Source organism: Thermodesulfobacteriota bacterium (genome assembly GCA_035325995.1).
GTDB lineage: Bacteria > Desulfobacterota_D > UBA1144 > Nemesobacterales > UBA2774 > JADLGH01.
On the sequence record DAOKYU010000005.1, the window covers coordinates 255,167 to 266,568 of the forward strand.

Consider the following 11,402-nt stretch of genomic DNA (forward strand, 5'->3'; position numbering starts at 1 on the left):
CCGATTATACCGGCCTCCCGGCTGCTCGTTATTGCGGCCGGGAGGGTTCGAAGATAGCCCGGCCGGCCCGGTTATGGTAATTTATCCATTAAATGGGCTCCTCATTTACCCCCAATGACGACACGATTGCCGCTATAGCCACCCCTCCCGGGGACGGCGGAATAGCCGTTATACGCATAAGCGGCCCGGAATCACTCGATATTATCCGCGCTATATTCGAAGCCGGGGGGGAAGAAGCCCCGGGCTTCACACCGCGGACCCTCTACCACGGTCACATCACTGACCCGGAAAGCGGGGCGCTGATCGACGAGGTGCTGGCCGTGTATATGAAATCCCCGGCTTCCTACACGGGAGAGGACGTCGTCGAGATACACTCCCACGGCGGCCACATAGTACCCAAAAAGATTATGGACCTGGTATTCGGCCAGGGAGCGAGGCCCGCGAATCCCGGGGAGTTCTCGCTGAGGGCGTTTCTCAACGGGAAGATGGACCTGGCGCAGGCCGAGGCCGTAGCGGACGTGATAAACGCCCGGACGGGAGACGCCCTTAAACAGGCCGAGCTCCAGCTAGAGGGCGTACTGTCCCATAAGATACAGGAAATAAAGGACATTATCCTCGACATACTGGCCGAGGTCGAGGCACAGGTGGATTTCCCCGAGGAAGACATAGACCCCATCGTTAAAAGCGCCCTCATCGCACGGACGGAGGATATCCTGGCCGGCCTCGGAGCACTTTTGAGCACCTACAATGAAGGGAGGATTCTGAAACACGGTGTCAGCATAGCCATCATCGGGAAGCCGAACGTCGGCAAATCGAGCCTCCTTAACCGGCTCGTCATGAAGGAAAGGGCAATAGTAAGTCCCGTTCCGGGCACGACCAGGGACTTTATCGAGGAAAGCATAGACGTAAGGGGTCTCCCGCTCCGCCTAGTCGATACTGCGGGAATAAGAGCCACCGGAGACGAGATAGAGCGTGCCGGGGTAGACCTCGCGAAGAAGAAGGCCTCGGAGGCCGAGCTCATAATATGCGTTATAGACGGCAGCGCCCCCCTCGACGAGGATGATAACGAGGTTTTAAGCAGCCTCGAGGGAAAACAGGCCGTTCTGGCGGTCAACAAGGCGGATGCGGGGCTTAAAGTAAGCGACAGCGAGCTCCGGGGATTCTGCGCCCCCGGGAAGACGGTTCACACGTCGGCAAAGGCTGGAACCGGCATAGAGGACCTGAAAGAAGCCATAAACGGGCTCCTCCGCGGAAACGCGAAACGGGGAGAGGCGGAGGAGATTGTATTAACCGAGCTCAGGCACAAACTGGCCATCGAGAAGGCGGCGGAAGGCCTCTCGTCGTTCCTCAAGCTTCTCGACGCCGGGGAATCGCCTGAATTCCTGGCGCTCGATCTGAGAGTAGCCCTCGATTCACTGGGGGAGATCACGGGCGAGGTTACAACCGAGGACGTACTCGGCCGCATTTTCAGCAAGTTCTGCGTCGGCAAATAAATCCGGGCAACGCCATGTTTCACGTGAAACAACGATCATTGTGGATAAATAATTTCACATTTGTTAAGGCTATGTTAAACAATATTAATTATTAATTCCAGCCACTTAAGACATGGTTCAAGGTTTTGTTGAAATATTCATCCACAATCCTTCCACTTTTTTCCACATGTTTTTCGCGGTGTAGTTACCACCCCAGGCGCTCGAACAGGACTTTCCTCAGGCTATCCAGGTGCACGGTATCGGTATCCAGCGAGATATGCCCTATAACCGATACGGGCATCACACCTATGAGGGCATTGGTGGCTAGCGCAAGCTCGCATTCGTACAGATCGTCCGGTGAATAACGCCCCTCCCGGACATCCAGCCCTGCATCCCCGGCAACCTGCAAGAGGGCTTCCCTCGTGGTTCCCCGAAGTGCTCCGCATTCCAGGGACGGCGTATACAGAATACCGCCCCTTATCCAGTATATATTGGCCGCCGAGCACTCGGCGACGTGCCCCTTGTCGCTCAGGAAAAGACATTCGCTGAACCCGGCCGAGACGGCCTCCCTCCGGGCGAGCACATTTTCGAGATAGTTGAGTGATTTCAGGTGCGATAGGGGCGAGGTCGAATTCCTCCTTGCTGAGCCCACGTGAAGCGCGAGCGGCTCCGAAGGCGGCTTATACTCCCTGACCACAGTTAAAACGGCGCTTTTCGACGGAAGGTCGTAAAACAGCGTGCTCCCGTCCGAAAGGAGGCATACCTTGACGTAGGCGTCCCCTATACCGGCGGCCGCTACGGCATTTTCAATCAACCCCTCGATATACGAGATCGAGTACATAGGTATTCCGAGGTACTCCGCGCCGTTTCTCATCCTTTCGTAATGGCTCTCGAACAGCGCCGGCATCCGCGACTTATACCTGAAAGTCTCGAAAAGGCCTTCGCCGTAAAAGAGTGTTCTCACAGTGGCCGCATCGTTTACGGGCCTGTCTTCGATGAATATATGCTCCGCCACTTGATACTATCCCTCCGAAAATCCGAGGGCCTTCGTCATGGCCTTCGATTTCAGGGTCGTTTCCACGAATTCCGCCTCGGGGTCCGAATCCCACACTATTCCGCTCCCCGTCCAGAACGTGGTCCTATCGGGCTCGATCACCGCCGTCCTTATGCCGACGCTGAGCGCAAAGTCGCCGTCCGGATAAAATATACCGAGCGCGCCGCAGTAGGGCCCCCGGTAATGTGGCTCCAGCTCGTCGATTATTTCCAGCGCCCTCTTCTTCGGAGCCCCCGTTACGGACCCCGGCGGAAAGACCTTCTCCAGGATACCGGAGACCCCCTCCCCTCCTTCCACCTGCCCCCCGACCTCCGAGACGAGCTGATGAAGAGTCGCGTACGTTTCGACGTCGAATAGCCTGCCGACCTTGACGGAACCCCTCCTGCATACACGGGAGAGGTCGTTCCGCATGAGATCGACTATCATAAGGTTCTCGGCCCTTTCCTTGTCGCTCCGGAGGAGCTCCGCCTTTTTGATCGTGTCCTCCTCGCGCGAATGCCCCCGGCTCCGGGTCCCCTTGATAGGACAGGTGGTCAGCGTCTTCCCCTTTCTCCGGAGAAAAAGCTCCATCGAGCCGCTCACGAGCTGAAAGTCACCGAAATCGATGTATGCCCCGAACGGCACATGTTGCACGTGAAACAATCGCCGGAAGAGCGCCCCGGCATCGACACGGCCTTCCACCTCGAACCTCCGCGATAGGTTGACCTGGTATATATCCCCCGATTCTATGTATTTTTTGGCGCGCTCCACTATACCTACGTACTCCGCTTCGTCCATATTGGACGTTACGTGCAGCGCCCTCCCCCGAAACGGTGAGTCCGAAAGCCTGGCCTCTACCGGCCCTTCCGAGCCGATCGGCATCTCATCCTCCGGCCTGTAGAGCAGAAGGGCAAGGTCCGGGAGTCTTCTCCCCGTCTTCTCCCTTTTCCTCGAAAAGCCGTCCTCCGTAACCGCCCCATACTCATAACCTATATAACCCACGGCTATGAATCCTTCCCCAATGTAGCTTTCGAGGACTCGAAGCGGATTACGACTCATTGTTAGTATTTGTTTATCATTTTTAATATATATTAATCCATTCTCGACAGTAATCCTGAGCCGAGGCTCCCCGAACGCAATCGAGCCCGACCTACCGGGCTCACCGAGCCATCCGTTTCCCGAATCGACGAATACAGCAGAGAAAGAAGGCAGATTGCTCATAGGCACTTCTCAAGTATACATATATGACCTACATATATGTAGAGTGAATCCCATGTGAGAACACCGGTTTACGCTTTCTAGGGTATTTAAACACAAAAAACCGATCGGCCGGTCGAGAAGGAAAGCTGGTAATAAATGGGAAAGCGGGGAGCGCCCTGGATAAATCCAAAGCGCTCCAAGGATTGTCATCTATCAGGATTTCTTATCGGGTTCGACGGACTCGCGAAGGATCATCGAGATGTCCTTAATCTGCATCTTCTCGTTTCCGGCCTGCTTGGCCGCGTCCTCGAACATCGTATCGCAGAAGTAACACGCCACGGCCAGGGTGTCCGGGTTCTTCGCCTCGACCTCCTCGAAGCGGTTCCAGTTGACGCGCGGGGCCTCTTCCTCCATCCATATCTTTCCGCCGCCCGCACCGCAGCAGAAGCTCCGCTCGCGCTTCCTGTCGAGCTCGACCAGGTTCACTCCCGGTATCGATTCGAGGAGCTCTCTCGGGGCGTCGAATATGCGGTTATACCGCCCGAGGTAACATGGATCGTGATATGCGATATCTTCCTTCACTTCCTTCGTCGGGCGTAGACGCCCCTCCCTTACGAGGTCGTTAAGGAGCTGCGTGTGGTTTATAACCTCGAAATTTCCGCCGAACTGCGGGTACTCGTTCTTGATCGTGTTAAAGCAGTGCGGGCAGTTTGCGATGACCTTCTTTACCTTAAGATCGTTCATCGTCTCGATGTTCTGGGTCGCGAGCATCTGGTAAAGGGCCTCCTCGCCGAGCCTCCTCGCCGGGTCCCCGGTGCAGCTTTCGAGCGGCCCGAGCACGGCGAAATTGACCCCCGCCTGTGTTAACAGGCTGACGACCGACTGCGCGATCTTCTGGCCGCGCGGGTCGTATCCGCCGTAACACCCCATCCAGTATATGTAATCGAAACCGCTCGCGTCCTCGTTGCCCTCGTCTCCTATGACGTTTACGCCCTCGTAACCCGCGAGCCACGCGGCGCGGTCGCTGCCGCTGAAGCCCCAGGGGTTACCCTGCGTCTGGAGCTTCTGGAGCGTCTTCACTGCCGAGCCGGTGAGCCTCCCTTCGAGCGTCAGGAAGCGCCTCATCTCCATGATCTTGCCCATCTGGTCGATAAAGAGCGGGCACTGCTCGACACACGCATTACAGCTCGTGCAGGCCCAGAGCTCCTCCTCCGTGACCCACTTCGGCCCCGGTATCGTGTCCAGCTCCTCGGCCACGGCGGCGGCATTGCCGTTGACGTTGAGGAGGACCTTCCCCTCGCTCGACGCGTAATGCCTTAATTTCACTACGATTTCCCTCGGTGAAAGGGGTTTTTCGGTGTGCCACGCCGGGCAGTTGTCCGTGCATCTTCCACACTCCGTACAGGTGTAGGCGTCGAGTATGTCCTTCCACGTAAAGTCTTCGAGCTTCCCCGCGCCGAAGTGGTCGATGTCGTCGGGAACATTCTCGAAGTCTATTGGATTGAGCGCCCCCCTCGGCTTTAAGCTCTGGAAAAATACGTTCGGTATAGCCGTGAATACGTGGCTGTGCTTCGAGTATGGAAGATAGTTCAGGAACCCGAGCACTATGAGTATGTGGAACCACCAGAAGAATTCGTGCGAGAACCTGACGCCGCTCTCGCTCATGCCGCTGAAAAAGACGCTGGCTATGGTGCTCGATACGGGGAGCCACGTCGGATCTGCTTCGCCGAGGGCGACCTTCGTGCCCATGGCCGTAAGCGCCGTAACCATGAGGCCGAATATGAGCCCGAGTATGACGACGGCGTCGAGCCCGTTCACCTCGCGCCTCCTGGCTATGGTCGTCCTGTTTATGATGCCCATTACTATCGCCACGAGAACGAGCAGCTGTACGATGTCTAAAATGAATTCGTAGGCGACGTGCGCCTTTCCGGGGATGAGCTTGAACCCGGGGATGACGCCGCTGATGAGCATCTCTATAGTGCCTATCGTGATTATGACGAAGCCCCAGAAGATCATGAAGTGCTCTATGCCTGCGAAGGTGTAGTTCTTGACGAGCCTCTTCTGGCCGAAGACGTATACGAGTACTAGCCTTATCCTTTCCTTTATGTTGTCGAAGCGCTGTTCATATTTCCCCAGCCGAAGGAGCTTAATCAGGTTGTATATGTTGTACGCAAAAAAGCCGAAGGCGGCTATTATAAGGACTGCCATTATTATTGGCTTCATATATTATCGTCTCCTTGGGCCGGAGGGCGCAGTAACCCCGAAACTTGACAAGTAGTATCTTAAAAAATAGCGGTATGCAAGTCAAGCTCGAAACCGCTTTTCGCCTTGCCGTTATTAGGTATTTTGAAGATTACCCGGCAAAAAAAATGTACTTATTCTCCCTGCGCCCGGAAGCTATAACATATATATGTTGTATATATTATCGCTACGGCTTTGAAGGCATCCGGCAAGTCCGGACGCTCCGGGCGGCACCCGTTACCTATTTTAACTGTTTTTCAGGTTTAGGCACGTCCCGGGGGGTGAAATGCCTTTCGGGGATGTGTCAGTTCATCGTGACGAGTATGGAGTTTACGCCCGGCTCGGACGATTTCATGTCGTTTCCGTACCTGTTGGCCTCGCTCTCGGTCGTGAACTTCCCGATCTTCACCCTGTACCACGTGCCCTTTCCGGGAATCTTTACTTCCTCGGTATACGCCGGGTAGCGCTTGGACTTGAACTCCCTCTCCATCTCTTCTGCCGACGCCCTGTCCGGGAAAGAAGCGACCTGGACCGTATACCTTCCCTCCGAGCCGCTGACCGCGGATTCGGCGTTCAGCACGGCCGCGGGCCTAGTCACGCCGCCCGCGCCGAGGAGGGTCCTGCCCCTCGTTCCGGGGGCGGGCTCCACGCGGGAGGAAGCGACCACTTTCCCATTTTTGTAGACCCTCGCCTCGCTCACGGTTTCGACGTACATGAAAGACTTCGAGGGCTTCGAGGATCCGGCATTGCGCCGGGACGAGGCCTTGTCTTTACCGCTCGCGACCATGCTCCCGGTGTTTCTGTCGACGGGATAGTTCCTCAAATGATCGTAATGGGCGTAGACCCTGTCCACGTATTCTATCGTTTCTTCGTACGGGGGTATCTTGTATCCGTACTTTATGACGGCGTTTTCGCCCGCGTTGTATCCCGCGAGCGCCAGCGTCGTGTTGTTGTTAAAGAGCTTCATCAGCATGGCCAGGTATTTTATGCCGCCCTCGATGTTCTCCTCCGGGTCGAACGCGTCCGAGACCCCGACGCGCTCCGCCGTCCCCGGCATGAGCTGCATCACGCCCATCGCGCCGGCGGGCGAGACGGCGTCGGGGTTAAAGTTGGACTCGACCTTTATCATCGCCTTTACGAGAAGCGGGTCGAGGCCGTGCTCCCTGGCCGTTATGTTTATGTGCTTGTCGAATTTGTCTGAGTACTTGTGGTTGTTGAGATAGCCTCTCCGGCTCTTCGGGGTGCCGCGGAAGGTGCCCCAGGGGCTCACGATACGCTTGAAATCCTTGCTCTTGGGGTTGATGTTAGTGTAGTGAACCACGCCGTTGACCTCTTTTTTATAAAAAGAGGTATCGGCGGAGCTGTCGCCGGGAAACGAGCCGAGCAGAAACGGCAGCGCCCCCAGCAGGGCAAGAAAACGGCGCACCGATATTTTTCGCGTTCCTCTTTTCATAAGGGCGCACCCGTCCTGCTCAGCCGGCAAAGCGAAATCCGGCCGCGCATCGATACGAGCTGAAGAGCGGAAACATTCAAGACCCATCCTCCATCTCTTCGGTCAGTCGCCGCGGGGAGGTGAAACAGATTTCCCGGCCCCTCACGCAATCCCCGGCGCGATTAAAAAGGCCTTTTTCCTCCGAAAATCTATTGTCAGGCCTTGCTCTCATTCTAAAGCCTTACTTTTTATTTGTCAATAAGATTTATAGTTTACAATGCATCATTAATGCATTAAACCATTAAACCTAATAAACTGTACGAAGAAAATCGCATATTTACACGCGCGGCGTTCTTATTTATGATGAGAAGGCCTCCGAAATGCTGAAAAAAATAATAGTACTACCTCTCGAAGACTTCTTTTCGGGCCTCGACGCGGCCCTCCGGACTGCCTCCGCCGTAAACATAGGCGTGATCTTCGTCCTCTTCGCACTCACGTGGTGGGTGTACGTGCCGGTCCACGAGCTCGCGCACGCCCTCGGGTGCATAATAGGCGGCGGGGGCGTAAGCAGGCTCGAAATAAGCCCCCTATACGGGGGAGGCGTCCTCGAAAGTATATTCCCCTTCGTCTATTCGGGCTCCGACTACGCGGGGCAGCTCACCGGGTTCGATACAAAGGGGAGCGACGTGACCTATATGCACACGGTCTTCCTGCCCTTCCTTCTTACCATATTTCTGGGCGTGCCCCTTCTCAGGTCCGCGGCCGGCTCGCCGCCCCTCGCGGCAGCCGTAAAGCTCGGTATAGCGCTCCCCGTTGCGTTCGCCCCTTTCATATCTTTCAGCGGTGATTATTACGAGATGGGCTCCATAGTCGTATCCCGTATAGCCGGGTCCATTTCATCCGGGGTGAATTCCGTGGGGTGGAGGAGCGACGACGTATTCAAGCTCGCAGAAGAGCTCTTCTTTTCCGGAAAGCCCTACAGCACGGCGGACGTCCTGGGCGTGGCAGCCTCGTTCGTGCTGGGGGTGGTGTTCATATACGCGACATATCTTCTCGGGGTCCTCTGGAGTAACGCGCTCGGAATCGGGCGGAAAGAAAGCCCCGCGTCCTGAGCGCAGCTCACTTCTTTTTCCACTTCCCCTTCCTTGCACGTTTGGGCGGGGGTTCGGCGTACGTCTTTTCTTTCGGGCCGCCGGCCGGTGCGGCCTTCCGCGAGGAGTCCCTGAAGAAGTAAAGGTACGCTCCTATCAGAAACGGCTCGAACCTGACGACCATGTTGTTAATGAATCCCCACAGGAACTCCCAGAATATGTGCACCGCCCCGCTGGACTTTTCGTAGCCCTGCTTTTCGAGCTCAGACGTAAGCCCGTGCGCCTCGTAGGAGAAGACGAAAAGGAAATGCACGACCACCATTATCAAAAGCGCCTCGGCGTAGACGCGCCGCCTCTTCAGGAACGGGTAGAACGCCGCCATTATCGCGAACGTGAGCGGGGCGTTGAACGTATAGTTCGATATCGGGACGTTTATGCTCGTCTGAAGAATCGTCACCCCGTATTTTTTCGGTATGAATCCGACGGTGACGATGTCCTTTTCCCTTTTTATCTCGACTATTTTTACGTTCTTTACGATGGCCGTCGCGTAGGAAGCGACGGTCGTCACGGCCATGCCGTAGTAGTTCTTTATTCCGAGCCAGAGCCCGAGCGAAACGAGATAGGCGACGATGAATATAAGAGCCGGCTTTAGAATGACGGACTTATTCAACGGCCTCTTCCCCTTTTCCCTGATTCCGGTTTATATACGTCAGGTAAAGGACGAACGTACCGAGCGCGACCGCTATCATCACCCCCTGCGCTACGTACAGGTGTATGACGTCGAAGAGCTCCCTGTGGTATACGCCCGCGTATGCGAGCCCGACTATCCTTATAAGGTTCAGCACCTGTATCACTAAAAATCCGCCGATTATTCCGACGAGCCTCTCCCTCCACGTGGCGGGGAACGTAAGGACGGCGACCGTGTAAATCATGACGGCTTCGAGGCCGTTACACCCGAACTCTACGTCCAGTGATATGGACGGGAGATGCATGAGCGAGCCCTGCGTCGAAACCGGGATGCCGATTACGCCGAGTATCTTGGCGGTCAGGAAAACGATCACCTGCGAGTAGCCGTCGTTTATGTCGAACACGTCCTGAACGGGCTTGAGCCCGATGAGGAGAAAGAAAACCCCCATGAGGACGACGTACGTTATGACGAACCTTAAAACGCTGACCGGGGCCGGCCCGGCTTTTCCTTTAGGGTCTTTCGCTTCTTCCGTCATGAGGCTCCGTTGATAAGCTGAATGTGAGGGCTCTGAGCCGCTTCGGGCCGTGTAAATACAGGACTCAAATATACATCCGGCATCTCTTTTTTTCAAAGATTACAATGTAAACATTTAATTGTCCGGGAATGTGCGCCGGGCATTGTGGAAGATGCCGGAGAGGCCGGCTCTATTATCGCCTCACGAACGGCTCAGCAGCAGCCTTCGTACTCGCCGCGCACCGCCTCCAGGCCTTCCCTGAAGAGAAACGCGACGATCACGAGCCCGGCAGCCGGGTCGGCCCACCATATACCGTAGAGATAGTTAAGCCCCAGACCAGCCAGGAGGGAAAGGGAAAGGTAGCAACATGCGAGCGTCTGTCTGGAATCGGCGACGAGGCCCCTGCTCCCGACTGATTTTCCGAGCCTGTACTTCACGTAGAAAAGGGCGGGCATCACGACGAGGGATATAACCGCTATGACTATTCCGACGAGGCTGGGCTCGGGTGGTTCACGCAGGATCAGCTTCTTCAAGCACTCGTACGCGACATAAGCCCCCAGCACGAAGAAGGTATAACCCACGAGCCTTACCGCACGGGCTTCCCTTCTTTCCTCCTCCTCTTCGGAAAGAGCGCCGCGCCCCCCGAAGCGCCAGATCATAACCCCGCCCGAGAGCGATTCGACAAAGCTGTCGAGGCCGAACCCGACGAGGGCCATGCTGCCTGCGGCGGCGCCGGCGGCTATGGACACGATCCCTTCGAGGAAGTTATACGCTACTGTGAATACGGAGAGGTAGAGAGCCTTTTTATGCAGGCTACGCACGGCACGGGGGTCGGAAAGGTCGTATAGCGCCGGATCCTTCATCGCAAATGAACCGCTGATACGTTTCTTGATAAGGATAGCACGATTATTTTTCCGTCACGGGCATCATGCCGTTCTCGACGAAGCTGAAGTGCCCGTCCTTCCCGACGATTATGTGATCGAGGACGCGGATGTCCAGCGTGCGCGCGGCAGACGCTATGTCGCGCGTGAGGAGCCTGTCTTCCTTCGAAGGCGACGGGTTCCCGCTCGGATGATTGTGGACGAGTATAAGGCCAGAGGCGTGGCGCGCGAGCGCCCTCTCGATAATCCTCCGGGGATAGACGGCGACGTTATCCACCGTCCCCTCCTGGAGCATGGCGTAGTCTATGACCTCGTTCTTCGTGTTCATGAATATGACCATGAAGGCCTCGTGCTTAAGGCCCGAAAGCCGCACGCGCGCGAACTTGAGGACGGCCTCGGGGGAAGAAAGCACGTCCCCCTTCTTCATGTTTTCGGCGAGGTACGTGGAATAGAGCTGGTTCACGAGCCGTATCAGCGTCGCCGTCATCGGCCCCACCCCGCGCACCCTCTCGAGCCTGTTCATGTCCGCGTCGAGGACGCCCGAGAGGCTGCCGAACACGCCGATAAGCCTCTTCGCCAATGGCTTTACGTCCATGCGGGGTATGGCGTACGTGAGGAGGAGCTCCAGGAGCTCGTAGTCGTGCATCCCTTCCGCGCCCGACTTCGCGAAACGGTCCCTCAGCCTTTGCCTGTGATGCAGATAATGCGGCTCGTTAGACATGATCGACGAAAGCTAAATTGTAACCTCAAACGTAAAATTTTTAAAAGGTTTATAAAGAGGAATAGATGATCGCGGGCAATAAAAAAGGCGGGCTGCCCTTGTGAGGGAGCCCGCCTTGTGATTGAGAGT

The 11,402-nt window shown here is 56.1% G+C and carries 10 protein-coding genes; 2 read left to right on the forward strand and 8 right to left on the reverse strand.

Features of this window, described 5'->3' with window-relative positions:
• Positions 1–92: 92 nt before the first annotated feature.
• Complete coding sequence (mnmE, locus tag PKC29_09095; GenBank protein HML95568.1) at positions 93–1,493, forward strand: tRNA uridine-5-carboxymethylaminomethyl(34) synthesis GTPase MnmE; 1,401 nt, start codon at positions 93–95, stop codon at positions 1,491–1,493.
• Positions 1,494–1,677: 184 nt separating this feature from the next.
• On the opposite strand, the gene PKC29_09100 is transcribed toward mnmE, so the two are convergent.
• The 4 genes from PKC29_09100 to PKC29_09115 all read right to left on the reverse strand — a co-directional run bounded on the left by PKC29_09100 (position 1,678) and on the right by PKC29_09115 (position 7,399).
• A complete protein-coding gene (locus tag PKC29_09100) occupies positions 1,678–2,487 on the reverse strand; it encodes an aminotransferase class IV (GenBank protein ID HML95569.1) in 810 nt (269 codons plus the stop codon).
• 6 nt (positions 2,488–2,493) lie between these two features.
• A complete protein-coding gene (pabB, locus tag PKC29_09105; GenBank protein ID HML95570.1) occupies positions 2,494–3,564 on the reverse strand; it encodes an aminodeoxychorismate synthase component I in 1,071 nt (356 codons plus the stop codon).
• Positions 3,565–3,918: 354 nt separating this feature from the next.
• Positions 3,919–5,928, reverse strand: a complete 2,010-nt coding sequence (locus tag PKC29_09110) for a (Fe-S)-binding protein (GenBank protein HML95571.1) — start codon at positions 5,926–5,928, stop codon at positions 3,919–3,921.
• 322 nt (positions 5,929–6,250) lie between these two features.
• Positions 6,251–7,399, reverse strand: a complete 1,149-nt coding sequence (locus PKC29_09115; protein ID HML95572.1) for a lytic transglycosylase domain-containing protein — start codon at positions 7,397–7,399, stop codon at positions 6,251–6,253.
• 359 nt (positions 7,400–7,758) lie between these two features.
• Between PKC29_09115 and PKC29_09120 the strand changes: the two genes are divergently transcribed.
• Positions 7,759–8,490 carry a hypothetical protein gene (locus PKC29_09120; GenBank protein HML95573.1) on the forward strand — a complete coding sequence of 244 codons (732 nt, stop codon included), beginning with the start codon at positions 7,759–7,761 and terminating at the stop codon, positions 8,488–8,490.
• Between the two features lie 7 nt (positions 8,491–8,497).
• Here PKC29_09120 and PKC29_09125 read toward each other — a convergent pair whose 3' ends face one another.
• From PKC29_09125 to radC, 4 genes are all read right to left on the reverse strand, one after another.
• A complete protein-coding gene (locus PKC29_09125) occupies positions 8,498–9,139 on the reverse strand; it encodes a hypothetical protein (GenBank protein ID HML95574.1) in 642 nt (213 codons plus the stop codon).
• Positions 9,132–9,692, reverse strand: coding sequence for an exosortase H (xrtH, locus tag PKC29_09130; GenBank protein HML95575.1), 561 nt, complete (start codon positions 9,690–9,692; stop codon positions 9,132–9,134). Before xrtH ends, PKC29_09125 begins: the two co-directional genes overlap by 8 nt.
• A gap of 191 nt (positions 9,693–9,883) precedes the next feature.
• Entirely contained in the window at positions 9,884–10,534 is a 651-nt protein-coding gene (locus PKC29_09135; GenBank protein ID HML95576.1) for a cation transporter, read from the reverse strand.
• Between the two features lie 43 nt (positions 10,535–10,577).
• A complete protein-coding gene (radC, locus tag PKC29_09140; GenBank protein HML95577.1) occupies positions 10,578–11,273 on the reverse strand; it encodes a DNA repair protein RadC in 696 nt (231 codons plus the stop codon).
• Between the last annotated feature and the right edge of the window lie 129 nt (positions 11,274–11,402).

What these genes read in the sequence shown, in the direction of transcription:
- radC (HML95577.1), bottom strand. Translation starts at nt 11,273, where the DNA reads ATGTCTAACGAGCCGCATTATCTGCATCACAGGCAAAGGCTGAGGGAC.
- xrtH (HML95575.1), bottom strand. Translation starts at nt 9,692, where the DNA reads ATGACGGAAGAAGCGAAAGACCCTAAAGGAAAAGCCGGGCCGGCCCCG.
- pabB (HML95570.1), bottom strand. Translation starts at nt 3,564, where the DNA reads ATGAGTCGTAATCCGCTTCGAGTCCTCGAAAGCTACATTGGGGAAGGA.
- mnmE (HML95568.1), top strand. Translation starts at nt 93, where the DNA reads ATGGGCTCCTCATTTACCCCCAATGACGACACGATTGCCGCTATAGCC.
- PKC29_09110 (HML95571.1), bottom strand. Translation starts at nt 5,928, where the DNA reads ATGAAGCCAATAATAATGGCAGTCCTTATAATAGCCGCCTTCGGCTTT.
- PKC29_09115 (HML95572.1), bottom strand. Translation starts at nt 7,399, where the DNA reads ATGAAAAGAGGAACGCGAAAAATATCGGTGCGCCGTTTTCTTGCCCTG.
- PKC29_09120 (HML95573.1), top strand. Translation starts at nt 7,759, where the DNA reads ATGCTGAAAAAAATAATAGTACTACCTCTCGAAGACTTCTTTTCGGGC.
- PKC29_09135 (HML95576.1), bottom strand. Translation starts at nt 10,534, where the DNA reads ATGAAGGATCCGGCGCTATACGACCTTTCCGACCCCCGTGCCGTGCGT.